We start from the raw sequence: 25,413 nt of genomic DNA, 5'->3' as shown, positions 1-25,413 counted from the left end.
GTCAATGGCTCGACGACCACACGGGTTGGGCCAATGGCGGCGGCGGGTTCACACCGCCTTTTCGCGCTGGCCAATACCCGGTTTTTGAGGCATCTTAAGCTGGTGAGCCAGATGGAACCCATCGCGCGCCTGTTGCAGGAAGCGGCACGCCTGCGCCGCACGCGACTGGCCTGGCGCGGGGCGTTCACCGGACTGCTCGTGGCCAGCGTCCTCTGCGGGCTGGTTTTGTTGCTCTGGAAGTTGCTTCCCCTGCCCTTGTGGACGCCGCTGGCCGCGGTGGCCGTCTTGCCGGTGGGCATCGCAGTGGGTGCGGTTGCCGGCGCGTGGCGCAAACCAGCCGAATTGGAACTGGCCCGCTGGCTCGACCGCGCCCTGCAGCTCGAAGAACGCTTGAGCACCGCCTGGGAATGGCGCCAGCAGGAGCATCCCTGGCGCCAGCTTCTTTGCGATGATGCCGCCCGCCACGCCGCGGAGTGCCCGCCCGAAAAATTGAAGCAATTGCTGCCCTTCACAGTGCCTCTGCAGGGCCGCTGGGCCTTGCTCAGTCTGGGCCTGGCAGCCGTCTTGAGCTTCCTGCCGGAGTATCGCTCCCCCGCCCGCGAGCAGGCGGCCCTGGACACGGCCAACATCGCGGAAACGGGCCGGCGGTTGATGGAAATTGCCAAACACCAAATGAAGGTCAATCCGCCCGCGCTGCCCCCCACCCAAAAGGCGCTGGAGGCCGTCGCGGAGCTGGGCAGCCAATGGAACAAAGCCCCCCCCACCCGGAACGAGGCCATTCAGGACGCCGTGAAACTGGCCGCCGAGCTGCAAAAACAGGCCTCCGAACTGGAGAAAAATCCAGGCCTCAAAAAGCTGGAAAAAGCCGCGCGGGAGGGAGCCTTGCAGGCAGCCACCGACCCCGCTGCGTTGCAACGCAAGGTGGAAGAGCTCCAGAATAAACTGGGCGCCGCCGCCGGACAGGGCGAGAAACTTCAGGACCTCCAAAAGCGCCTCGAAAAAGCCCGCGCCGCCGCCGAAAAACTGGCGCAGGCGCAAGGCGAAGACGCGGAGGCGGCCCGCCAGCAACTGGCCGAGGCGCTCAGCGCCCTGCAGCAGGAAGCCTTGCAACTGGGACAGAACCTCGAGGGGCTGGACGCCGCGCTCAAGGCCCTGAACGAAAGCAAGCCCGGCCAGGTGTTGAAGAACCTCGATTTGGCCCTGCAGGATTTGGAACATTTGCGCGAGCTGGCGAAAAAACTCAACCAGGCCCAGAAAGAACTGGCCCAAGCCCTCGGGAAAAATCTGGCCGAGCAACTGGAGCGGGGCCAGGTGCTGGCCGCCATTGTCACGCTGGAGCGATGGAAACAACAACTCCTGTCCGCCCAGCCATCCCCGGAGCAGCTTCAGAAAATGATGGACGATTTAAGGCAGGCGCTCAAACCCGCCCAGGACTACGGCCAGCTTGAGGAAAAACTGGCGCGCGCCCTCCAAGATTTGCAGCAAGGCCGGCGCGAGCAGGCGGCCCAATGTTTGGGCGAAGCCATTCAGGTACTGGAGGAGCTGCTCAAACAGCTCCAGGATGCGGAGGCGCTGGGTGAGTGTTTGCAGGCCCTCTTGCGGGCGGAGCGGGCCATTGCCCAGGGCCAGTGCCTGGGACAATGCCGGGGCGTCCAGGACCTGGCATGCAGAGGCATACGCCCCAACGCCAAAGGGGTGGGCAATTGGGCAGACCAGGGATTGGACCCCAATGACCTGGTGCTGGAGGAAGTGGCCGACAACAGCGGCATCCAGCGCCCCGACAAAGAGGCGCGCGGCCACACCGAGCGGGCGGTGGAAAAACCGGACCAGCTCGACCCCGCCAAAATCCAGGGCAAAATCACCCCCGGCCAGCCCATGCCCTCGGTCACGCTCAAGGGCGTCAGCATCAAAGGCGCCAGCAAGGTGGAATTTGAAGAAGCCGCCGCCGCCGCGCAGGCCGAAGCCCAAAACGCCATCAACCAGGAGCGCGTGCCGCGCGCCTACCGCCAGCAGGTCAAAGAATACTTTGATGAACTGAAATAGGGCCTGACCGGCTGGCAAATTACTCTCGTTGTCTCACGGCCGCTCCAGCCGCCAGAGCATGACGCCATGGCGCGGGATGTCCGCCACCAGTTCGCCGTCCGCCTCCCCCGCTTCGCGTTGCCGCCACAGGTCACGCACGCGGCGCGGGCCCCTCAACCCCAGCTCGGCCCAGGTCACGCGCATTTTGGCCGGCAATGGCCCCAGATTGAAAAGCCCCACCGCATGGGCGCCGTCCGATAATTCCTTGAGCATCACCAGCCGGCGCCGGTCCTGGGCCACGATGCGCGCCTGCCGTCCCAGGGGGTCCTGGTCCACGGCAATCACTTCGTGGTTGCACAGGACGTTCAGCGTGAACGGGTCCAGCTTCGCCATGTCGCCGCTGAAAATGAGCGGCGCCGCCATGAGACACCACATGGACATGTACGAGTACTGCTCGTTGGGCGTGAGCGGGGTGGGCTTGCCCTCGCCCGCCGTATGGGCATCGCCCACCCAGCCGATGAGAATGTAATCCGGGTCATTCCACCGGCCCGGCCCGGCGTATTCATGATGCCGCCCGTTGCTCAGGCCGATGCGGTAAAAACCGGGCAGCGCGTCCCCGCGCTCCAGCCCCAAATCTCCCGTGGTGCGCCAGCAATGCCCCACTTCGCCACCCCATTTCCAGACCTCGCCCATGCCGTACTGGCAAAGATTGAAGACAATGTCGCGCTCCTGTTTTTGCAGCTCCGCCCACATGATTTGATAAGGCTTTTTCAGATGTTCGAGCGTGTTGCCGCCGGCCACGCGGCCATAAGAGCACCAGTCATATTTCAGGAAATCAAAGCCCCACTCGGCAAAGGTCCGCGCGTCCAGGGCCTCATGTTGATAACTGCCCGCATAACCGGCGCAGGTGGAAGGGCCGGGGGAGATGTAGGTGCCGGCCTTCAGCCCCTTGCGGTGGATGTACTCCACCATTCCGCGAATGTCCGGAAACCGTTTATTGGGCAGGAGCCGCCCCTGGGCATCGCGGGTGGGGCCGCCGATTTCCGGGTCATTGGAATTCACCTTCACCATCCAGCAATCGTCAATGTTCACGTACTCGTAGCCAAAATCAGCCATGCCGCTGGCAATCATTTGGTCGGCGGCCTCGCGCATGGTTTGCTCGCTCACGCGATGGTAGTGGATGTACCAGCTATTCCAGCCCATCGGCGGGGTCAGCGCCAGCACGTGCAGGCTGTTGGAGGAAATCAGCGTAAAGGAGCGCTGCGCCTGGCCGTGCCGGTTTTTCGCGGTGAAGGTCATCGTGTACCGTCCCGCCGGAGGCGTCTGGCCGCGCAGGATGCCGGTGGCGGAGTCCAGTTGCAGGGTGCCCGGCAGGTTTTGCGCCGCGAAACTGATGGGCCGCTCGCCCGTGCAGGGAATGCGGTACAAGAAGGGTTTGCCGGGGCGGCCGCCATAGACCAGCGGGCCGTGCAGTCGCGGCGCGGCCGGCGGGGGCGGCGTCAGCAACACGCGCTCCTCGGGTGGCGCCGGCGGCAACCCCGCCTCTGGCCGCGCTCCTTCATATTCTATGGCCGCTTCGGCCCAGTTGGCATGGTCAAAGTCGCGCCCGTCTCCCGCCTCGGTGACTTCAAGCGCCAACAGCTTCACCCCGGCAAGGTTCACCCGGCACACGCGCGGCTCTTCCTGCCATCGGCACACGCCGCTGCGCCACAACTCCTTTTCATCGCCATAAACAATGAACTCCAGGGAGGCCCGGGCATTGCCGGCCGCGCCGTCCACGCCCACCTTGGCGGTGAACCAGGTGGCCTTCCCATCCAGGCGCACGTAAAATTCGCTGGGGGCATGGGTGCCCACTCCGCGGGTAAAGGTTTGTTTGCCGACGGTGAGCGGTTTGCCCGTGACGGCGGCATTGGTGCGGGCCTTGCCCCAGCCCGACGTCATGGTACTCAAATCCAGCTCGTGCAAACCCACCGTGGCGGCCAGCAGGGCCGGGCCGGCGGCGGTCAGGGAAACAAAGACCAGCAATCCCCGCAGGCAGCGGGGAACGCGGGACAGGGAATGGGCGCTGTTTTTCATGCAAATCAACGATGTAATGGGAGCAATTTGACTCGCGAAGAAGCATGGCACCAAACGGCCGGAGAATTCAAGGCTGGAAACGCGCACGGAAACAAGGCCGAAGGGCAGGACGGAGGAAAGGCATCCCCAGGGATTCCGGCAAAGGGAACAGAGGCGGGAGGGAGGGAAAAGGATGATGGAATGAAAAAACCGGAAGCCTTTTTTGACTTCCGGTTTTTCCAAAAAAACCAGGCGGCAACCTACTCTCGCGCAAGCTATACATGCACTACCATCGGCAATGCCGCGTTTTACGGCCGTGTTCGGGATGGGAACGGGTAGGTCCGCGGCTTCATGGCCACCTGAAAATTGTCCAAAGATCACCCGGGCCTAGGGGAAGGCGGGTGTTCGTTGAGAACCACACACAGACGGTGCTGAGGGCATCCAGGCCCGATGCGGGCGCCGAGTTTGAAAATCGCCCATCCTTTGAGAAGGATTAAGCGATCAAGCCGCACGACCGATTAGTATCAGTCCGCTAAACGTGTTGCCACGCTTACACGCCTGACCTATCAACCCGGTAGTCTGCCGGGGGTCTTCAGGGACTTGCGTCCGGGAAACCTGATCTTGGGAGGAGCTTGGCGCTTAGATGCTTTCAGCGCTTATCTCTTCCGCACATGGCTACGCAGCGATGCCCCTGACGGAACAACTGCCACACCAGAAGTGCGTCTTTCCCGGTCCTCTCGTACTAGGGAAAGAATCCCTCAAGTTTCCTCCGCCCACAGTGGATAAGGACCGAACTGTCTCACGACGTTCTGAACCCAGCTCGCGTACCGCTTTAACCGGCGAACAGCCGGACCCTTGGGACCTTCTCCAGCCCCAGGATGCGATGAGCCGACATCGAGGTGCCAAACCGGATCGTCGATGTGAACTCTTGGATCCGATCAGCCTGTTATCCCTAGCGTACCTTTTGTCCGATGAGCGACGGCAATTCCACATTCAACCGCCGGATCATTTGGGCCTGCTTTCGCACCTGCTCGACTTGTAGGTCTCACAGTTAACCTGGCTTCTACCCATACGCTCGACGTACGATTGCCAACCGTACTGAGCCAAGCTTCGCGCTCCTCCGTTACTCTTTGGGAGGAAACCGCCCCAGTCAAACTGACCCGCTGGCACTGTCCCCTGCCTGGATTCACAGGATCAGGGTTAGAATTCTAATTAACGAAGAGTGGTGTTTCACATTGCGACTCCAGCGCAACCGAAGCCACGCCTTCAAAGTCTCCCACCTACGCTAAGCATCATTAACCAGAACACCATACCAGCTTACAGTAAAGGTGCATAGGGTCTTTCCGTCCTACTGCGGGCATGCGGCATCTTCACCGCAATTACAGTTTCGCCGAGATCCTCTCCGAGACAGTCGCTCAGTCGTTACAAGATTCGTGCAGGTCGGAACTTACCCGACAAGGAATTTCGCTACCTTAGGACCGTTATAGTTACGGCCGACATTCACGGGGACTTGGACACCGAGCTTCGCCCCGCTTGCGCGGGGCTAACAAGATGCCTTAATCTTTCCGCATTGGTCACTTGTCACTCCCTATACTGAGTCTTCACGACGTAGCAGAGAGCTGTGTTTTTGTTAAACAGTCGCTAAGCGCCATTTACTGCGGCCCGCCACCGCCACATCGCTGCAGCGGTCTTGGGCACCCCTTCTCCCGAAGTTACGGGGCTAATGTGCCGAGTTCCTTAGAGAGGTTTCTCTCGCGCGCCTTGGTGCATTTACACCCACCCACCTGTGTCGGTTTACGGTACGGGCGAACAAGACATGTCACCAGCAGACTTTTCTCGGCAACGCGTCCACCGATACACCGCGGCCGTAGCCTTGGCTCAGCATTCGATTGCCTAGTCGGTCTTCTTGTTGCGTCATCCACTGGCTAAATCTTGCCCGGCGCAGGAATATTTAACCTGCTGTGCATCGTCTACGCCTAACGGCCTCGACTTAGCTCCCGGCTAACCCTGGGGGGACGAACCTGGCCCAGGAAACCTTGGGTTTACGGCGACCAGGATTCTCACCTGGTTTATCGCTACTCGTGTCTGCATTCTCACTAGCCAGCGCTCCACCATCCGTTTCCGTCCGGCTTCGCCGCACTGGCTACGCTCTCCTACCAATCCATCAGGACGAATCCCGATGAATTCCGGAGCTTCGGTACACGGTTTCATCGCCAATCATTTTCGGCGCGACATCGCTCGATGAGTCAGCTGTTACGCACTGTTTAAATGATGGCTGCCTCTAAGCCAACATCCTCACTGTCTAAGCAACGTCACATCCTTTCCACTTAACCGTGTTTAGGCACCTTAGCTGCCGGTCTGGGCTGTTATCCTCTCGGCCACGGATCTTATCACTCGTAGCCTGACTGCTGCGGTACGGGAACCCATGGCATTCGGAGTTTGATTGGTTTTGGTATCCTGGTGGGGACCCTAAGCCATTCAGTGCTCTACCTCCATGGTTTACTTACGCAACGCTCGCCCTCAAGCGATTTCGGAGAGAACCAGCTATCACGGGGTTTGATTAGTCTTTCGCTCCTACTCTCAAGTCATCTCAGGATTTTTCAACATCCACGAGTTCGGTCCTCCACCTGGTGTTACCCAGGCTTCAACCTGCTCAAGAGTAGATCACCTCCGCTTCGGGTCTATTGCCCGCGACTGGACGCGCATTTCGCACTCGGTTTCCCTTCGCCTCCGCCCCAGAAGGGCTTAGGCTCGCCACGGACAATAACTCGCAGACTCATTATGCAAAAGGCAGGCCGTCATCCCGCTTGCGCGGGACTCCGACACATTGTAGGCTTGTGGTTGCAGGTACTCTTTCACTCCCTTAAAAAGGGTGCTTTTCACCTTTCCCTCACGGTACTAGTTCACTATCGGTTGCCAGGGAGTATTTAGCCTTATCCGGTGGTCCGGACAGATTCACGCGGAGTTTCACGTGCACCGCGTTACTTGGGATACCTCTGGTAGATTACTGAGCTTCGCTCACCCGGCTGTCACGGTCTATGGCCCAACTTTCCAGATGGTTAAGCTCGCCGTTCACCTTCCCGTATGAGGTCCCGCAACCCCGAGGGGATAAATCCCCCCGGTTTGGGCTGTTCCGCTTTCGCTCGCCACTACTAACGGAATCACTTCGTTTTCTTTTCCTGGGGTTACTGAGATGTTTCACTTCACCCCGTATCGCCTCGCCGGACTATGCATTCATCCGGCGATGACCGGCTGTTACACCGGCCGGGTTGTCCCATTCGGAGATCCACGGATTAACGCCTGTTTGCGGCTACCCGCGGCTTATCGCAGCTTACCACGTCCTTCATCGCCTCCTGGCACCAAGGCATTCACCGCAAGCCCTTAGTAGCTTGATCACAAAGTCACCTGTAGCTCGCGCTACAGAAACTCAGCGAACAACCGCATTGGGTTTTGATTGCCTTCATCATGCCTGTGTGTGGTTGTCAAAGAACGCTCCCGGCCTTCCCGCCGCCGAGGGGTTTAGCCCCGGCCGCCTTCGGCCCGGAAAAATTGGTGTTGCGTTGTGCAAGTGGTGGGCGCGACTGGACTTGAACCAGTGACCCTGCGCTTATCAAGCGCATGCTCTAACCAACTGAGCTACGCGCCCGCCGACCATTCCAAACCCCGCGGGCGGGATTTGAAATCTCAGTTTGGTGGAGCTGAGGAGAGTCGAACTCCCGACCTATAGCTTGCAAAGCTACCGCTCTACCACTGAGCTACAGCCCCGCACCCCTCTCCGGGGACGGCGCGGCCGTCCCGGAAGTTCGAAACTCGTTCCACTTGCCAAAGAGCATGCCGCTCTTTGAGAGCTGAGTTGTGCGATAAGGTTCGCAGCCCGCAGCCCCGCCCGGAGGCAGGACTGTTCGACCTAGGGAACGCGGTTGTGACCCCGCGCCCGTGGTTCTCCTTAGAAAGGAGGTGATCCAGCCGCAGGTTCCCCTACGGCTACCTTGTTACGACTTCATCCCAATCACCGGCCATACCTTCGGCACCCGCAAGGAGCGACTTCGGGTACAACCGGCTTTCATGATGTGACGGGCGGTGTGTACAAGGCCTGGGAACGTATTCACGGCGCCGTAGCTGATGCGCCATTACTAGCGATTCCGGCTTCATGCCGTCGAGTTGCAGACGACAATCTGAACTGGGCCCGGTTTTTGGGGATTTGCTCCACGTTGCCGTATTGCTTCCCACTGTGCCGGGCATTGTAGTACGTGTGCAGCCCTGGCCATAAGGGCCATCCTGACTTGACGTCATCCCCACCTTCCTCCTCGTTGAAGCGAGGCAGTCTGTCCAGAGTGCTTCCCGCTCTCGCGGGAGTGGCAACAGGACACAGGGGTTGCGCTCGTTGCGGGACTTAACCCAACATCTCACGACACGAGCTGACGACAGCCATGCAGCACCTGTGCGCGCTGCCGGATTGCTCCGGCTCGTCAGGCTTTCACCCTTCTACTACGCGCATGTCAAGGCCAGGTAAGGTTCTTCGCGTTGCATCGAATTGAGCCACATACTCCACCGCTTGTGCAGGCCCCCGTCAATTTCTTTGAGTTTTAATCTTGCGACCGTACTCCCCAGGCGGCGCATTTAACGCGTTAGCTCCGCCACGGGCGGGGTCGAATCCGCCCACAGCAAATGCGCACCGTTTACAGCTAGGACTACCAGGGTATCTAATCCTGTTTGCTCCCCTAGCTTTCGTGCCTCAGCGTCAGGAGTTGTCCAGAGACTCGCCTTCGCCACTGGTGTTCCTCTCGATATCTACGCATTTCACTGCTACACCGAGAATTCCAGTCTCCCCTCCAACCCTCGAGCCGGATAGTATTCGATGCAGTTTCCAGGTTGAGCCTGGAGATTTCACATCAAACTTACCCGGCCGCCTACGCACCCTTTACGCCCAGTAAATCCGAACAACGCTTGGGACCTCTGTATTACCGCGGCTGCTGGCACAGAGTTAGCCGTCCCTTCCTCTGTCGGTACTATCAGCCTTGAAGGTATTAGCTTCAAGGGGTTGCTCCCGACTGACAGGGGTTTACGAGCCGAAGCCCTTCGTCCCCCACGCGGCGTCGCTCCATCAGGCTTGCGCCCATTGTGAAAAATTCTCGACTGCTGCCACCCGTAGGTGTCTGGACCGTGTCTCAGTTCCAGTGTGGCTGGTCGTCCTCTGAGACCAGCTACCCGTCTTCGCCTTGGTGGGCCGTTACCCCGCCAACTAGCTGATAGGACGCGGGCTTATCGCGAAGCGCCAGGCCTTGCGGTCCCCAGCTTTGAATCCCGGGCTCTGCCCCCGGGAGTCACATCCGGTATTAGTCCCGCTTTCGCGGGATTATTCCAGTCTTCGCGGCAAATTACCCACGCGTTACTCACCCTTTCGCGACTCCAACTGCGGAATATTGCTACCCCGCAGCCAGCGTTCCACTTGCATGTCTTATCCACGCCGCCAGCGTTCGTTCTGAGCCAGAATCAAACTCTCCGTTCGATAAAACGTTAGCTTGATTCCACCGAGGCTTGCGCCCCGGCGTTTGCAATCTTAAAACTCCAATCTCAGCTCGCTAACACAAGCCAAGACTGAAGGGGCTTTTGAACTTATCGCACAATTCAACTTTCAAAGAGCAGCGGGTCCGCAGACCCAGAAATCTTTTCCCCAGCTTGGGGACGAAAAATCTGAGTGCCGAATTCTTTTCTCGACTTCGGCATCTCAGATACCGTTTATCGTTACGCGGGTCAATCTACGCATCCCGCCGACGGCTGTCAACACCTTTTTGAATTTTTTTTTAATTTTTTTTCAGCCGTCTGAACCGGCTTTCGCCGGCTCCCGTCTCAAAGAGCGGCGCGCTTTTTAGCAAAAGCCAAAATCCGTGCAAGTGTTTTTTTTAATTTTTTTGCATTTTTTTTCAGGGCCGCCGCCCGCGCCGCGCCGCCGCCCAGCCACGGCATCGTGAAAAGCGGTGGAAAATCGGCCATTTTTCGCAAAAATCGCGGATTGCCGGGCGCCGACAAATCCGGCTTTTTTTCCTCCTGCAACACCACCGCCGCCACGGGCACGCGCCGCTGCCGCAGCAATTCCACCGTCATCAAAAGGTGATTCAAACACCCCAGACGATTGCGCGCCACCACCACGGCCGCAGCGCGCAGCGCCGCCGCCAGCTCCAACGCGTCGAAGTCCTCGCCCAGCGGCGACCGCAGCCCGCCGGCGCCTTCCACCAGCAGCAAATCCGCCCGCCTCCGCATCGCGCGCACATGCGCCAAAACCGCGTCTTTATTGGGTTTTTTGCGTTTCCGCCGCAGCGCCAGCGCGGGCGTCAGCGGCACGTCGGACCACCACGGATTCACCTCGTCCAGCGAGAGCTCGCCGTCCTGCAGCGCGCACAACGCAAGCGCATCGTCGCGCCCGCCCGTGCACAACGGCTTCAGCGCCAGCGCCCGCAGGCCGCGGGCGCGCGCGTGCGCCAGCAGCAAACCCGTGAGAACGGTTTTGCCCACGCCAGTATCGGTGCCGGTGATGAAAATCACCTGCCCCACGCGCCCGGAAAGAGGATGATGCATGCGCGTTTGTTCGCACAAAAATCTCGCCATTTCACGCAAAAAACGCTCGTCGCTCCGCTGCGCCTGTGGCACACTGCCGGCGAAGTTTCCCATGAAAAAACTGCTCTGGCTCGCCGCCATTGTGCTGATGGGCGGCGGCGCGGTTCAGGCCGCGCGGCCCAATGTGTTGATGATTGCGATTGACGACCTCAATGACTGGGTGGGCTGCATGTACGGACATCCCCAAGCCCAAACCCCGGCCATGGACCGCCTGGCTGCCCGCGGCACGTTATTTCTCAACGCGCATGTGCAATCCCCCCTTTGCAACCCTTCGCGCGCCAGTTTAATGACCGGCCTAAGACCTTCCACCACAGGCATCTACGGCCTGACTCCGGGCATTCGCAATGTGGAGACCACCCGCCACCGCGTCACCCTGCCCCAACACTTCGCCCGCCACGGTTATTTCACCGCCACTTTCGGCAAGGTGTACCATGACGGCTCGATTCCGCGCCCCTTCCAAACCAATGAATTTCATGTGTGGGGCCCGGCGCCCGGCATGCCTTTGCCCCCCCAAAAATTCGTCAACACCCCGGCCGCCATGCGCGTCATGGACTGGGGTGTCTTTCCCCCAGATGACCGCGAGCAGGCCGATTGGAAAATTGCCGACGCCGCCATTGAACAACTGAAAAATGCGCCCAAAGACCGGCCCTTTTTCGTGGCGGTGGGCTTTCGTCTGCCGCACGTCCCGTGCTTTGCCTCGCCGCCGTGGTTTAATCGTTTCCCCCCGGAGGACCAAATCATTCTCCCGCCCTGGCTCGCCCGCGACCGCGCCGATGTTCCCGAGTTTTCCTGGTATTTGCACTGGCAACTGCCGGAGCCGCGGCTCTCCTGGCTGCAACGCAGCGGCCAGTGGCGCCCGCTGGTCCGGGCTTACCTGGCCAGCACCACCTTCATGGACAGCCAGATTGAGCGCGTGCTGCAAACGCTGAAGGACATCGGCGCCGAAGCCAACACGCTCATCGTGCTCTGGTCGGACAACGGCTGGCATCTGGGCGAAAAAGGCATTACCGGCAAAAACACCCTGTGGGAGCGCTCCACGCGCGTGCCGTTGATTTTTGCCGGGCCGGGCGTGGCGCGCGGGGGGCGCTGCACGCAGCCGGTCGAGTTGCTGGACATCTACCCCACGCTCATCGAGCTTTGCAGCCTGCCGCCAGTGGACGGTTTGGAAGGCCACAGTCTGACGCCCCAACTGCGCGATGCCCAAGCCCCGCGCCCCTGGCCGGCCATTACCACCCACAACCAGGGCAATCACGCCGTGCGCTCGCTGCGCTGGCGGTACATTCGCTACGCCAACGGCGCGGAAGAACTGTACGACTTGCAGAACGACCCCAACGAATGGCGCAACCTGGCGGGCGACCCGCGGTATCACGACGTCCGGCAGGAGCACGCCCGCTGGCTGCCCCAGGTGGATTTGCCGGCCGCGCCCGGCAGCACCGGCCGGGTGCTGACCCAAACCAATGGCGTCTGGTACTGGGAAGGCAAACCGATTGACCCCGCGGAAAAAGAGGAATAACCCCGCCGGGACGGCGCGGGGCGGGCAGGCTCCCGGGGCGCAAAAAAAATCGCGTGACGGCGCCATACCGTCACGCGTGGAATGTCGCAGATTACCGTCTGCCTCCGGCTCAATCAAAAGCGTGGCCGGCGCAACAAAGAACGTTGCGCACCTTGTGGCGCACCAGCTCCTTGACCATCGCGCGGGCGGGGCCCAGGTACTTGCGCGGGTCAAATTCCTTGGGATTTTCCCACAACACCTTGCGGATGCCCGCCGTCATGGCCAGGCGTAAATCGGTATCAATGTTGACCTTGGTGCAGCCGACACGGCGGGCCACCTCGATGTCCGCCTCGGGCACGCCCTGGGCATCGGGCATCTTGCCGCCGTATTTGTTAACCAGCGCCACCAAATCCGCCGGCACACTGGACGCGCCGTGGAGCACCAGCGGATAATCGCCCAGGCCGGCGTCCATCAGGGCCTTTTTGATGGCTTTGAGCCGCTCCAAATCGAGGTGTTGCTCGCCCTTGAACTTGTAGGCGCCGTGGCTGTTGCCAATGGCCACCGCCAGCGAGTCGCAGCCGCTTTCCTTCACAAACCGCACGGCTTCGTCCGGATGGGTGTAGTGGCCGCCCTTGCTGTAGGCGCCGCCCTCCTCGCCTTCGTCAAATTGCGCCCCCACCAGATGCCCCAGCTCGGATTCCACCACGCAATTGTGCTTGTGGGCGTATTCCACCACCTTGCGGGTAATCTCCACGTTTTTCTCAAAGGGCTCGTGGCTGGCGTCAATCATCACGCTGGTGAACCCCTCATCAATGCACATCTTGCACAGCTCAAATGAATCGCCGTGGTCCAGATGCACCGCGATGGGGATGGTGGACAGGCTGACCGCCGCCTCGATGAGCTTTTTCAAGTACACCGGGTTGGCATACTGGCGGGCGCCCTTGGAGATTTGCAAAATCAGGGGCGCTTTTTCCTCTTCGCAGGCCTCGACAATGGCCTGGATCAATTCCATGTTGTTGACGTTGAAGGCGCCCAGGGCGTACTTGCCCTTCAGGGCCTTCGCAAACAGCTCGCGCGTGTGTGTTAATGGCATAACGACTTTACTTAAGGTTGGCCGCGCCCACGGCGCGGGCAGGGGGTATAATAAGAAAAACTCAGCCGGGGGAAAATAAAAATTCGTGCAACTTTTGCTGCCGCGCAAGCGCGCCCCCCCCTGTGCCCGCCCTCTCCAGCAGGCGCCCCGCGCCCTCAGAGGACCAGCGGCTGCCGTTTAAGCTGCGTCAGGCGGCTGCACTCGGCGGCGGCCGCCAGCATCTGCTCGGGCGGCAAATCCGTCCGGCTCAACTGCGCCTGCAGGAGCTTGATTTGCTGGGTCAGGTATTGATTGCGCAACTGCTGCAAGGCATCGCGCACCTCCACCTCGGGCCGCGTCATGGGCCGTTCATCCAGCAGCGCGGCGCTCAGCAAATTACGCAACCGCTCCTCCTCCAGCGTGGTCATCAGGCCGGCCACCCCCTGCCAGGTCTGGTTTTCCCCCGCCAGCCGCCGCACTGCCAGCAGCCGCCGCACCGGCTCGCTAGTGATCCAGGCCAGGTCCATCGCCGCCAGCCAGGCCGGCGCGGCGTCGTCATGGCACATCACCAGTTGCAACAGCCGCATCTCCACGTCCGGCGGCTGTTCCTCCGGCGGTGCCGGAGTTTCCTCCACCATCAACCCCTCCATGGCCGCCACGGGAGTGGCGCGAAACTGCTGGATGAACACCGAGGGATTCAGTCCGAAACGCAACGCCGTCTTCTGCGCGTACGTCTCCAGCAACACCTCATTGCGCGCCTTCTGCAACGCCGTGGCCATGCGGCGGGTGATTTCCAGCCGGCCCTTGTCCGTGCCCGGACTGTACTGGCAGCACAACCGGTCCAGCAGATAATCAAAATAATCCGGCGCCTCGCGCACCACTCGCTGCAGCGCCTCGGGGCCTTGTTCACGCACCAGGCTGTCCGGGTCATGCGGCGCCGGCAACACCGCCACCCGCACCGCCATCCCCAGCGGCAACAAGCCATCGGCCACGCGCTCGGCCGCGTTTTGCCCCGCGGTGTCCGCATCAAAACACAACACCACTTCCTCCACGTAGCGCTTGAGAATGCGCGCATGTTCCCCGGTGAAGGCCGTGCCCTGCGGCGCCACCACGTGCCGCACCCCGGCCATGTAACAGGCAATCAAATCCAACTGCCCCTCGCAAATCACCGCCTGCCGCGCCTCCTGAATGGCCCGCCGGCTCTTGTCCAACCCGTAAAACACCCGGCTTTTGGTGAAGATGGGCGTTTCCGGCGAGTTCACATATTTCGCGGTTTTTTCCTCCGGGTTCAACGTGCGCCCGCTGAAGCCGATGACCCGCCCCTGTTCATCGCAGATGGGAAACATCAGCCGCCCCCGAAACCGGTCATAATAATGCTCCCGCCCCTCGGCCCGCACCACCAGCCCCGCCAGCTCCATCACCGCCATGTCATAGCCCTTGTGGCGCGCCCAATTCACCGTGTCATCCCACGCTTCCGGCGCATAACCCAGCCGGAAAAGCTGGACGGCCTCCGGGCTGACCCCGCGTTTTTCCAAGTATTCGCGCGCCGCCTGACCCCGGCTGTCCTGGTTGAGCGCCTGCTGCCAGCGGCGCGTCAACTGCTCGTGAATCTCCAGCAGCACGTCCTTCACCTGCCGCGTCTGGCGGTAGTGGGGGTCGTTCTCAAAGGCCAGCGGGATATTCGCCCGCTCAGCCAGCCGCCGCACGGCTTCCAGGAAGGAGATGTTCTCGTACTCCCGCACAAAAGTGATGACATCACCCCCTTTGTGGCAGCCGAAACAATGGAAGATTTGACGCTGAGGATTAACGTTAAAGCTCGGTGTCTTCTCCTTGTGAAACGGGCACAACGCCACAAAATTCGCCCCCGCCCGCTTCAGCGGAAAATAGCCGCTGATTACCTCCACGATGTCGCTGGCCGCGCGAACCTGCTCAATGACCTGGGGTGAAATGAGTCCGCCCACAGCGCATCACTTGCCCATGATTTTGTCCAGTTCACGCTCACGCTGCCGACCCAGTCCTTCCTTGGTCCGCAAATCCTCACCCTCACTCTTGCAGGGCGGGATGAGCAATTGAGGGGCGTGCTTGGCCAAGAGGGCGCCACTGAAGGATTTTTTGAAAATGCCGTCCTGGATGTCTCCCAAGGTGGGGAAAAAACTGCTGCCCAGCTCACGCTCCTGGTCCTTGCGCGCCTGGGCTTTTTGTTCCTCGGTTTGAAACTTGGCATTCACCAGCGCCGCCAATATCACCAGGATGCACAGAAAACGAATGATGCCTGCCAACATGCCCAGCGGATACTCGAGCCGCCCGAAGAAGTCGCTGCCGGCCAGTTTGTCGCGCAGGGCATTTTTCAGGAGCATGAAGACGAACCACACTACCACCGCCGTGCCCAGATACCCCAGCAAATGCGCGGTAAGCTGGCTCAGCCCCGTCCACTTCACCAGATAAGGGGCGGCCTGGCGGCACACATAGGCGCCGCCGCATACCATCCCCACCCACATGAAGAAATCCAATAATTCCTGGGACATCCCGCGGCGGCGGCCGCGCAACACACCAATGACCACCATGATGACCACCAGGGCATCAAACCAACCGAAGGGCAAACTGCTGGGCATACGTCTTTGCAAATGCCGTCCCGGGTGGGTTGCGCCGGCTGGCCTCCGGGCCGTTCACGCGCGGGCGAAGGCTTACTTTTCTGTGGCTTTTTTGAGCTCTTGCTCTTTGAGTTCCTTCAAGGTCGGGCGCTTCCCGCCGTTGGACACCGCGTCCGTCGTGGGCGTGGGCCGAATCAAGAGCAGCTCCAGATTACGCCGCACCCACTGCCCGCAAAAGCTTTTTTTGAAGATGGATTCCTGCAACTGCCCGGGCGTGGGAAAAAAATGACTCCCCAAATTACGAAGCTGGGCGTCCACCTGCGCCTGAATCTCCTCCCGGGTGTACACCGGCGCGTTGAGCAGGGCCAGTGCCACCACCAGATACCCGGCATAGCGAATCATCCCCGCCAGCATTCCCAGAATGTATTCCATCCGCCCAAACAAATCGCTGCTCACCAGTTTCTCCCCCACCGCCCGCCGGGTGGCGGTAAATAGGGAGAGGATGATGATTAGCATGGCCACATACACAAACATATACGCAAACAAATGCGTGACCCCCGCCGTTTGCGCAAACCAGTTGCCCACTGGCCGATGGTACATGCCGCAAACCACCAGGATGGTCAGAATCTGGAAAAGGGATAACAATTCCTCCGACATCCCCCGCTTGCGCCCACGAAAGATGCCCCATCCCAACACCACCACCGTCAGCACGTCAAACCACGCCCCGGACATTTCCGTACTGGGGCTGGCCGACCCGCCTGCTGCTGCCAATAGCATCATGGACATACCTCACACTCGCTGACCCCCCCTCAATGTAGCGCATCACGGGAAGTTTGCCAGCCTGTTTTTCCGAGTCGCCCGCCCAAACCGCCCCGGCCTAAATCTTCCACCCCGCCCGATACCGATGCTGGATGAACCGGTCCGCCTCCGGTGCATTGGCGGCCCGCAGCTCGCGCCAGTTCCACTCGAGCTTTTTCTGCGCGCGATACGCCACATTCCCCAGCAACGAAGTCTCCGTCAGCGGCCCGCCGTAATCGAAATGACAAGTCGTCGTCCCCCCATTCCGAATCGCTTCCAGCCACTCCGCATGATGCCCGATGGAGTTCTTGATGAACGGCCTGGGCCGCTGGAAATTGGCAAACTTCTGCTCCGGCCACAGCTCATGATTCGTGTAGTTGGCGATAATCTCGCCCTCCTCGCCCACAAACAACACCCCGCTGCGCCATTGCCGGTATTGCTCCTCGGTCAACCGCGCCGGCCGCTGGCCCTTGCCCTGGTACCAATAGAGCGTCACGGGCGGTTTGTTGCCGCGGGCCGGATGCTCATAACGCACCTTGAGCCACGGCGGCACCGATTCCGCATCCACCGGCGGGCCCTCCAGCACCTCAATGGTCCGGGGATGACTCAGCTCCAGCGCCCAATGCGGCAAATCCATGTAGTGACACCCAAAATCCGCCAGCGTGCCCCCGCCAAACGCCCACCAGTTGCGCCACTTGAACGGCACCCACTCCGGGCTGTAGGGGCGATGCTCCAGCGGCCCCAGCCATAAATCGTAATTCAACGTGGGCGGCACCGGGGGAAATTCGGTGGGCATTTTCAGGCCCCCGTACACCACCTGCACCCACACATGCACCTCCCGCACCGCCCCAATCGCCCCGCTTTGCACCAGCTCCACCACCCGCCGGTAATTGTTGGAAGCGTGAATTTGCGTGCCCAATTGCGTGACTTTGCGCTTCTGCCGCGCCAGCTCCGTGATGCGCCGGGCCTCGCTGACCGTGCGCGCCAGCGGTTTTTCACAATAAATATGCAGCCCCTTTTCCAGCGCCGCCGCCGCAATCACCGCATGGCAGTGATCCGGCGTGCTGATTAACACCGCGTCCAAATCCTTCACCTCCAGCAATTCCCGAAAATCCTGAAAGGTTTGGGCGTTGGGAAAACGCTGAGCCGCCGCGTTCAGGTTGTTCTTGTCCACATCGCACAAGGCCACGATGTTTTCAAAACCCACCGCCCGCAGGTTTTCGCCCCCGCGATTGGCCACCCCAATCACCCCCAGGTTGATGCGGCGGCTGGGCGGGCCACCTGCATTTTGCGTCCACACTTGCGGCGCGCTGCCGGCCAGCGCCAGCGCGCTTAAAGACATCCCGGCGAGAAACCGGCGGCGAGTTGTCGGCTGATTCATGTTTTCATTATACCGCTGGCCCCGCCTTTGACCAGCAGATGTTGCGACTTCCGCCAGCCTGCGGTAGGCTGCCTCCATGAACACCACCGGCTGCCCGTTTGTCCGCTCACGCCTGCTGTTGGCCTGCCTTGCCGCGCTGCTCCTCGCCGCCAGCCTTCCCGCCGCCGCTCCCCTGCTGCGCGTCGTGCAATCCTCCACCCCCGCCGCCAACCGCCTCCAAAACGGCGATTTCGATCAGGCCCAAAACGGGCGCCCCACCGGCTGGTCCGCCTATCAGCGCGGCTTTGAACTTGCCCCCACCGCCGGCCGCAACGGCTCGCAGGGCATCTTTTGCCTGAATGAACAGCCCAGCCCCGGCGGCGGCGCCTCACAGACGCTCGTGCTCAATCAATCCGAGCCAGCACCCATTCTCGTTCACGGCTGGAGCAAGGCGGAAAACGTCAGCGGCAGCCCGGACAATAATTACTCGCTCTATGTGGACTTGATTTACACGGACGGCACGCCGCTGTGGGGCCAGACCGCCAACTTCCGCTGCGGCACCCACGATTGGGAAAAACGCGAAGTCTGCATCGTGCCCGAAAAGCCCATCCGGCAGCTCACCCTCTACTGCCTCTTTCGCGGGCACACCGGCAAGGTATGGTTTGATGACGTGCATCTCGAAGAATTGCGTCCGGAAGGCGGCGCCTCCCTTTTTCAAGGGGCCTTTGTCACCCGCCCCGCCGAGGCGTTAAATCCCCCTCCGCATCCCCCTCGCTCCTTCCAATCCCTCGACGGCCTCCAACTGGTCATGGCCGGCGATTTCGTCCTCGGTGGCAGTTGGCCGCAGGGCCCGGCCCCAGGCGGTTTCATGGCGCGTGACGTGGCGCGCAACAGTGACTTTCATCCGTTTAACCAAGGCCAATGCCCCGAGCTGGGCCTGCGGCTGGACTACACCCTTACCCCGCGCTCCAATCACTTGATGATTACGGGCCGCGTGACCGACACCACCGGCCAGGACCGCGCCATCACCCTCGTCTTTGCCCTGCCCGTAAGCACCAACGGCTTCCTGCCAGACAGCCTCGGCGACCACTACGGCCCGGTCATCCGCCCCCCGCGCGCTTACAGCACGGAAACCCAGGTGAAATGCGGCGCCACCGGCACCTTGGCCCTCTACCCCGTCCTGCCCATGTGGCAGGGCAACACCGGACTGGCCCTCGGACTGGACCTCGCTAAACCCGCCCTTTACCGCCTGGGTTACGACCGCGCCCTGCAATGGCTCTGGATAGCCTATGACTTCGGCCTCGCCCCTGATACCCGCCGTTTCCCGCGCGCCGCCGAATTCCAATTCGTCCTTTACCACTTCCCCGCCGCCGAGGGTTTCCGCGGCGCATGGCAAAAATACATGGACATCTTCCCTGACTATTTTGTCGTGCGCTCCAAAGACCAGGGCATCTGGATGCCCTTCACGGACATTTCCACCGTGCAGGACTGGCAGGATTTCGGCTTCAAGTACCACGAAGGCAACAACAACGTGCCCTTTGACGACGCCCACCAAATCCTCAGCTTTCGTTACACCGAACCCATGACCTGGTGGATGCCCATGCCCAAGGACGTCCCGCGCACCCGCGAAGCCGCCCTGAAAATCCGTGATGAACTCCTCGAACGCGGCAAGCCCCATCAGCGCACGCCCGCCAAAGTTACCTTGGTGGCCGCCATGCATGACGAATCAGACCAGCCCGCCCTCCTCTTCCGCAACGAACCCTGGTGCGACGGCGCCATCTGGAGCCTCAACCCCAACCCCTGGCTGCCCGGCCCCACGAATTTTGCCACCTGGCATTGGAGCGACGACACCAAACGCCTGCTCTACGGCCCCGGCGCCAAAGGCCAGTTGGATGGTGAGTATCTGGACTCGCTCGAAGGCTACGTTACCACCGATTTGAATTACCGGCGCGACCACTTTGCCCACACCACCGTCCCCCTCACCTTTGCCTCGGACACCAAACGACTGGCCCTGTACAAGGGTCTGGCCGTCTTTGAATTCACCCGCTGGTTTTGCGATGACCTGCATCAAATGGGCAAACTCACCTTCGCCAACGGCGTCCCCTATCGCTTCACCTTCCTCTGCCCCTGGCTGGACGTCATGGGCACCGAGACCGATTGGAATCCCGGTGGACGCTGGAGTCCACCTGCCGATGCCACCCTCAGCCTCTGGCGGTTCATGTCCGGCGCCAAACCCTACGTCCTCCTCATGAACACCCACTATGACGCCTTCACGCCGGAGCTGGTGGAAAAGTATTTTCAACGCTGCGCCTTTTACGGATTTTACCCCAGCATGTTTTCCCATAACGCCTCGGAAAACCCCTACTGGCAAAACCCCAACTGGTACAACCGCGACCGCCCCCTCTTTCGCAAATACATTCCCCTCATCAAACAAACCGCCGAAGCCGGCTGGCGGCCCGTCACCAGCGCCACATGCGACAACCCCGCCCTTTGGCTGGAACGCTTCGGTCCCGGCCAAACCCCGGCGGTTTATGTGACCGTCTTCAACCCCACCGCCCAAACCCAAACCGGGCGCATCCAGTGGACCCCACCGGCCGCCCAGGCTCTCCAACAAATTACCGTGGAAGAACTCATCACGGCGCGCCCGGTGGAAGTATCGGCCGCCACCGCCTCGTGGTCATGTACCCTGGCTCCGGAACAGACCGCCGTCTTCAAAATCACCCCTGCCCCCTGAAACCCCGCCAGGCCATGCCCGATGGGCGGCCCGCCTTGCGCCATGCCGGCTGTATGAATCGGCGCAAATAAAAAACGCGGCCCACTAGGGGCCGCGCTGAAAACATGGGGGTCAACCGCGGTTACCAGCAATGCCGATGATGCCGCCAATGGCCGAAATAAACCACCCCCGGCACCACCACCCGCGGATACACCACCACGGGCGGCGGCGGCGCCACATACACCGGCGCCGGAGCCACCACCGGAGCGGGCGCGACCACCGGAGCCGGGACCACCACCGGAGCGGGCGCAGGCGTCACCACCACGGGGGCCGGCGCCACATACACCGGCGGAGGTGGCGGCGGGCACACCACCGGCAAGCCGATGGAAATCGAGAACCCGAATCCACCCGCCATGGCCTTCACCGCCATCAACCCCATCAAACCACCTGCTAAAAGCAACCGTTTCATAACTTGTCCTTTCTTTCCGGCCCCACTGCGGGGCCTTCACCAGATTGGACTTTGGGCCGCTTAAATTATTCGCGGCCCCCCACAAATTTTTCCCACTATTTCTTTGAATACCACACCCCCACCCCTTCGTCAAAACCACCCTTACCCCCTCCGACCTTACCTCCCACCCCGCCACAACTCCCCCGCCCCCGTAGCGCAGGCGTCCCCCCCTGTAGCGCAGGCGTCTCGCCTGCGGGTTCACGGAGCCTCCCGGCTCCGTGATTGCTTAATTGCCGTTGTCAAACAGACGCCCCTGTAACCACCAGTCTGCCCGTCAAACTTTCCTGTGTCGTAACTCAGGCGTCCCGTCCCGCACAGCGGGATTCGGCCCGCGTCTTGCAGGCGGGTGGGCAAAGGATGAATGAGTTTTTTTCTGCGGCTGCCGTTTCCCTCATCTTCATCTTGTCCTGCAACCAACAAAAGCGGGTGAAAAAATCCCACAACGCCCATTAACAGTTTCCCTCTCCCCCGGGAGAGAGCTAGGGATAGGGGCCTCTTCTCCCTCTTCGTTCCCTTCGTTTCCTTCTGTTAATAATCCGTGTCTATCCGTGTCCATTCGTGGTTGGTGTTTTCCCCTTCACGCTCTCTACCACCTTTTCCCTCTACCCCAAAGGTGTGTAGCGCAGGCGTCTCGCCTGCGGGTTCACGGAGCCTCCCGGCTCCGTGATTGCTTAATTGCCGCAGTCCAGCGGCTACGCTTGAAAACACTAGGCCGCCCGTCAGTCTCTCCTGTGCAATTACTCAGGCCTTCAGTAGGCGAAGGGGAACTCTGGGCTGGGGCAGGATAATCCGCGCAGCTAAAAATCCTCCCTTTCCCATTGGAAGAGGGCTAGGGTGAGGGTGGTCAAAGTCTGTGACAGAACTTGATGTATTTCCCTCTCCCCCCGGGGAGAGGGCCAGGGTGAGGGGGCGGTTTCCACCCTTCGTTCCCTTTGTTTCCTTCTGTTCAAAATTTGTGTCCATTCGTGTTCATTCGTGGTTAATCTCCCCCCTTCACGCGCTCTGACCCCTTTTCCCTTCACCCCATCGAAAACAGCCCCAGCGGGGTGGTATATTGATTCTCCCGCAATATCACGGGGTTTACCCGGGAGGTGCGTGGGGTTTGGTTTGTCTGTTTCAATTAACGCCAAGGCGCAAAGGCACGAAGACGCAAGAGGTGGAGGGTCGTAGGGGGGAGCAGCGCAGTTTCTTGCAAATTTCAGGCAAACCAAGTGTTGGTGAGTTGGAAGGAGGGATTGGTGGGTTTGCCGAGGGTTGCGGGTCGTTCGCATGCGCCCCTTGAACGCACCTCATCACTCATTGTTCGATGAATTTTGCAGTGCAGTGGTTACAAATGTTGAAAGGAAAAGTGAACCTGTATCCCCCAAAAAATGCGGCAAACAAAGGTAAAGGCCCAAATGCCCCTGCGCGTTTGACAAGTTACAGAACCCCGTTATATTGAAAGCGGACAAATTAAGTCCTGTTTGAACATGCAAATCACACGGGCCAGTGAATATGGAGTCATCGGGCTGACCGCCCTGGCACGGCGCCCTGAGGGCGCGGTGGTCATGATTGATGAGGTCAGCCGCGAGATGGACATTCCGCGCAGTTTTCTGGCCAAGATTTTCCAGTCCCTGGTCCGGGCCGGCCTGGTGCAATCGGTGCGCGGCACGGGCGGCGGTTTCCGGCTGGCGCGGCCGGCTTCGGAAATTACCGTGCTGGACATCATTGAAGGCGTGGAAGGCCCCATTGCCCTGCAACGGTGTCTGGAGGAAAAGCCCGACTGCGTCCACATGACCCACTGCGCCTTGTGCGGCCTGCTGGCCGAGGCCCAGGGGCGCCTGCGGCAGACGCTCTCCCGCACCACTTTGGCGGAGTTGGCGCTGCGGCAGCCGCCGCGCAAGCCTGCCGCCGAGCGTTCCTCCCAGCTTTTACTCAAACCGGAAACAGTGCCCTGAACTTAAACCGAACTAAGAATATGAGCGAAACCTACACCCTGTACGGCCAGACCGTGATGGATCACTTCATGAATCCACGCAACATGGGCGATTTGCCGGATGCGGACGGCGTGGGCGAGGTGGGCGCCGCCGCCTGCGGCGACATCATGAAGATCAGCCTGAAAATCCAGGACGGCAAAATCACCGATGCCCGCTTCAAAACCTTTGGCTGCGGGTCGGCCATCGCCAGCTCCAGCATGGCCACCGAGCTAATCAAGGGCCGCACCGTGGAAGAAGCGCTCAATTTCTCCAATCAGGAGGTGGTGGATGCTCTGGGCGGCCTGCCGCCGGTGAAGATTCACTGCTCCGTGCTGGCGGAAGAGGCGCTCAAGGCGGCGCTGGAGGACTACCTCAAGAAACACCCGGACGTGGCGGCCAAGGTGAAGGAGAAAGAAGCGGCCCGGTCCGCCGCGCCGGAAACCGCCAACGCCTGATTATCTATGCGCCGCGTTTATTTGGACCATCTGTCGGCGACGCCCCTGCTGCCCGAGGCCTTTGAGGCCATGAAGCCCTACTTCATGGAAGCCTTTGGCAACGCCGCGTCCCTCCACCAATATGGCCTGCGGGTGCGCGATGCGCTGGCCAAGGCCCGCTCGCAAATCGCCGCCCTCGTCAACGCCGAATCGGCCGAGGAAATCTTTTTCACCTCCGACGGCACCGAATCGGCCAATCTGGCCATCAAAGGCGTGGCCTATGCCAACCAGCGCCGCGGGAATCACCTGGTGGTGAGCGAAATTGAGCACCCCGCCGTGCTCAATTCCGTCGAATTCCTCGAAAAACAGGGCTTCACTTGCACACGCGTCAAAGTGGACAGCGAAGGTTTCGTCAATCCGGAGGATGTCCGCGCCGCCATTACCGACAAAACCATTCTGGTGGCCGTCCACCATGTCAACCACGACATTGGCACCCTCGAGCCGATTCGTGAAATCGGGCGCATTTGCGCGGAAAAAGGCGTGCCGTTCTACGTGGACGCCGAGGCCAGCGCCGGCTGGCTGCCCATTGACGTGCAGCAAATGGGCGCGAGCCTGTTGTCCTTTTCACCGCACAAATTCTACGGTCCCAAGGGCGTGGGCGTGCTCTACCGCAACAAAAAGGCGCGCCTGGTGAGCATCCTTCATGGCGGGGTGCAGGAAGGCGGGCGCCGTGCCGGCACGGAAAATGTGCCGGCCATCGTCGGCGCCGGCGTGGCCGCTGAAGTGGCCCTGCGCGAGCTGAACCAGCGCTTTGCGCACACCGCGCGCCTGCAGAAAAAACTATGGGAAGGCCTCAAGGCCAACGTGCCGTACATCAAGCTCAACGGCCCTGAGCCCGGCCCGCGCCGTGCGCCGCACACCCTCAACATCAGCACGGAGTTCATCGAGGGCGAAGGCCAGTTGTTGATGTGCGATCTCAACGGCATCGCCGTGGCCAGCGGCTCCAGTTGTGTGAGCAAATCCCTCAAGATTAGCCATGTGCTGGCGGCCATCGGGTTGGACCACGCCCTGGCGCAGGGCAACATCATCATGTCCCTCGGCAAAGACACCACCGATGAGGACATTGATTACGTCGTCCAGACCTTTGCCAAGGTCGTCGTGCCCAAGCTGCGCAACATGTCGCCCATGTGGGATGAATTCCAGCGCGGCATCATTGACTCGGTCATCAGCCCCACCGGCCGCGGCCGCTCCTTCACGGAGCATGCGGCGGCTGTGTCCGGCAAACCAGCTCACTAATTCCCCCATTAACACCTCGCCGGGCCGGCGCATGGAAAGCTCAACTTCCACGCCGGCCCTTGCGCTTTAAGCAGGCCTGCAAAACCATTCGTCAACCTCCGCCCAGTGAGGTAAATTACTGGCATGGCTGCCGGCATTTTCCCTCCGCGCCGATGGTATGGCTTGTTGTGCCTGGTGCTGGGCGCTTCGATGCTCGTGTGGGGCCAGACCGTGCTGTCCACGCGTTTGCAGGGCAAAACTTATATCATTTATTGGACGGTATGTTTCCTGGTCACGAGCCTGGCCCTGATTTTCGCCTTGTGGGAAACCCGCCGTCTGCGCCTGAAATTGCACGAGGAAGAAAAGGCCCTCTTCCGCGAGATGGTCCGCCAAATCGAACAAGCCCGGCAGCAAAAGGAAGAACAACAAAATCCCAAGACTGCCCCCCTAAAACCTTCCGCCAAGGAGGGCATTCCCTCGGAGGCCAAACCCGATTCCTGACTTCGTACAGGCATCGGGCCTG

15 protein-coding genes, 2 tRNA genes and 3 rRNA genes are annotated in these 25,413 nt (G+C 60.8%); 7 read left to right on the top strand and 13 right to left on the bottom strand.

Annotated elements, in window-relative coordinates; translation table 11 throughout:
• Positions 1 to 84 precede the first annotated feature (84 nt).
• Positions 85 to 2,043, top strand: coding sequence for a coiled-coil domain-containing protein (locus tag NXS98_RS14535; RefSeq protein WP_283845744.1), 1,959 nt, complete (start codon positions 85 to 87; stop codon positions 2,041 to 2,043).
• A gap of 33 nt (positions 2,044 to 2,076) precedes the next feature.
• Here the strand turns inward: NXS98_RS14535 and NXS98_RS14530 are convergent, their stop codons facing one another.
• The 7 genes from NXS98_RS14530 to bioD all read right to left on the bottom strand — a co-directional run bounded on the left by NXS98_RS14530 (position 2,077) and on the right by bioD (position 10,746).
• Entirely contained in the window at positions 2,077 to 4,098 is a 2,022-nt protein-coding gene (locus NXS98_RS14530) for an NPCBM/NEW2 domain-containing protein (RefSeq protein WP_283845743.1), read from the bottom strand.
• 226 nt (positions 4,099 to 4,324) lie between these two features.
• Positions 4,325 to 4,440 (bottom strand): 5S ribosomal RNA (rrf, locus tag NXS98_RS14525).
• A 134-nt stretch (positions 4,441 to 4,574) separates the two neighbouring features.
• A 23S ribosomal RNA gene (locus tag NXS98_RS14520) occupies positions 4,575 to 7,472 on the bottom strand.
• Positions 7,473 to 7,646: 174 nt separating this feature from the next.
• Positions 7,647 to 7,723 (bottom strand) — tRNA-Ile (locus NXS98_RS14515).
• Between the two features lie 44 nt (positions 7,724 to 7,767).
• Positions 7,768 to 7,842 (bottom strand) — tRNA-Ala (locus NXS98_RS14510).
• A gap of 185 nt (positions 7,843 to 8,027) precedes the next feature.
• A 16S ribosomal RNA gene (locus NXS98_RS14505) occupies positions 8,028 to 9,586 on the bottom strand.
• Together the 16S, 23S and 5S rRNA genes with 2 tRNA genes alongside form the textbook arrangement of a ribosomal RNA operon.
• A gap of 341 nt (positions 9,587 to 9,927) precedes the next feature.
• Positions 9,928 to 10,746, bottom strand: coding sequence for a dethiobiotin synthase (bioD, locus tag NXS98_RS14500; protein WP_283845742.1), 819 nt, complete (start codon positions 10,744 to 10,746; stop codon positions 9,928 to 9,930).
• Between bioD and NXS98_RS14495 the strand changes: the two genes are divergently transcribed.
• Complete coding sequence (locus NXS98_RS14495; protein ID WP_283845741.1) at positions 10,745 to 12,205, top strand: sulfatase; 1,461 nt, start codon at positions 10,745 to 10,747, stop codon at positions 12,203 to 12,205. The two genes, bioD and NXS98_RS14495, sit on opposite strands and share 2 nt — an antisense overlap.
• A 109-nt stretch (positions 12,206 to 12,314) precedes the next feature.
• On the opposite strand, the gene NXS98_RS14490 is transcribed toward NXS98_RS14495, so the two are convergent.
• From NXS98_RS14490 to NXS98_RS14470, 5 genes are all read right to left on the bottom strand, one after another.
• Positions 12,315 to 13,277 carry a ketose-bisphosphate aldolase gene (locus NXS98_RS14490; RefSeq protein ID WP_283845740.1) on the bottom strand — a complete coding sequence of 321 codons (963 nt, stop codon included), beginning with the start codon at positions 13,275 to 13,277 and terminating at the stop codon, positions 12,315 to 12,317.
• A 155-nt stretch (positions 13,278 to 13,432) separates the two neighbouring features.
• The gene (gene dnaG, locus NXS98_RS14485) at positions 13,433 to 15,217 is read right to left on the bottom strand and encodes a DNA primase (RefSeq protein ID WP_283845739.1); all 1,785 of its coding nucleotides are present in this window, start codon (positions 15,215 to 15,217) and stop codon (positions 13,433 to 13,435) included.
• A 6-nt stretch (positions 15,218 to 15,223) separates the two neighbouring features.
• On the bottom strand, positions 15,224 to 15,868 hold the full coding sequence (locus NXS98_RS14480; protein ID WP_283845738.1) for a CvpA family protein: 645 nt from the start codon (positions 15,866 to 15,868) through the stop codon (positions 15,224 to 15,226).
• 72 nt (positions 15,869 to 15,940) lie between these two features.
• A complete protein-coding gene (locus NXS98_RS14475; RefSeq protein WP_283845737.1) occupies positions 15,941 to 16,627 on the bottom strand; it encodes a CvpA family protein in 687 nt (228 codons plus the stop codon).
• Positions 16,628 to 16,724: 97 nt separating this feature from the next.
• Entirely contained in the window at positions 16,725 to 18,026 is a 1,302-nt protein-coding gene (locus tag NXS98_RS14470) for a Gfo/Idh/MocA family protein (RefSeq protein WP_283845736.1), read from the bottom strand.
• A 76-nt stretch (positions 18,027 to 18,102) separates the two neighbouring features.
• On the opposite strand from NXS98_RS14470, the gene NXS98_RS14465 reads away from it, so the two are divergent.
• Entirely contained in the window at positions 18,103 to 20,739 is a 2,637-nt protein-coding gene (locus NXS98_RS14465) for a hypothetical protein (RefSeq protein WP_283845735.1), read from the top strand.
• Positions 20,740 to 20,860: 121 nt separating this feature from the next.
• Here NXS98_RS14465 and NXS98_RS14460 read toward each other — a convergent pair whose 3' ends face one another.
• A complete protein-coding gene (locus NXS98_RS14460) occupies positions 20,861 to 21,187 on the bottom strand; it encodes a hypothetical protein (RefSeq protein WP_283845734.1) in 327 nt (108 codons plus the stop codon).
• 1,508 nt (positions 21,188 to 22,695) lie between these two features.
• On the opposite strand from NXS98_RS14460, the gene NXS98_RS14455 reads away from it, so the two are divergent.
• The 4 genes from NXS98_RS14455 to NXS98_RS14440 all read left to right on the top strand — a co-directional run bounded on the left by NXS98_RS14455 (position 22,696) and on the right by NXS98_RS14440 (position 25,391).
• On the top strand, positions 22,696 to 23,163 hold the full coding sequence (locus tag NXS98_RS14455; RefSeq protein WP_283845733.1) for an RrF2 family transcriptional regulator: 468 nt from the start codon (positions 22,696 to 22,698) through the stop codon (positions 23,161 to 23,163).
• A 20-nt stretch (positions 23,164 to 23,183) separates the two neighbouring features.
• On the top strand, positions 23,184 to 23,636 hold the full coding sequence (nifU, locus tag NXS98_RS14450; protein WP_283845732.1) for a Fe-S cluster assembly scaffold protein NifU: 453 nt from the start codon (positions 23,184 to 23,186) through the stop codon (positions 23,634 to 23,636).
• 6 nt (positions 23,637 to 23,642) lie between these two features.
• On the top strand, positions 23,643 to 24,911 hold the full coding sequence (locus NXS98_RS14445; RefSeq protein WP_283845731.1) for a cysteine desulfurase family protein: 1,269 nt from the start codon (positions 23,643 to 23,645) through the stop codon (positions 24,909 to 24,911).
• 123 nt (positions 24,912 to 25,034) lie between these two features.
• Positions 25,035 to 25,391, top strand: a complete 357-nt coding sequence (locus NXS98_RS14440) for a hypothetical protein (RefSeq protein WP_283845730.1) — start codon at positions 25,035 to 25,037, stop codon at positions 25,389 to 25,391.
• The last annotated feature ends 22 nt before the right edge of the window (positions 25,392 to 25,413 follow it).

It is taken from the genome of Fontisphaera persica, assembly GCF_024832785.1.
GTDB classification, from domain to species: domain Bacteria; phylum Verrucomicrobiota; class Verrucomicrobiia; order Limisphaerales; family Fontisphaeraceae; genus Fontisphaera; species Fontisphaera persica.
Note: the sequence above shows the minus strand (reverse complement) of the source record. Positions and strands in the feature narration are given on the sequence as shown.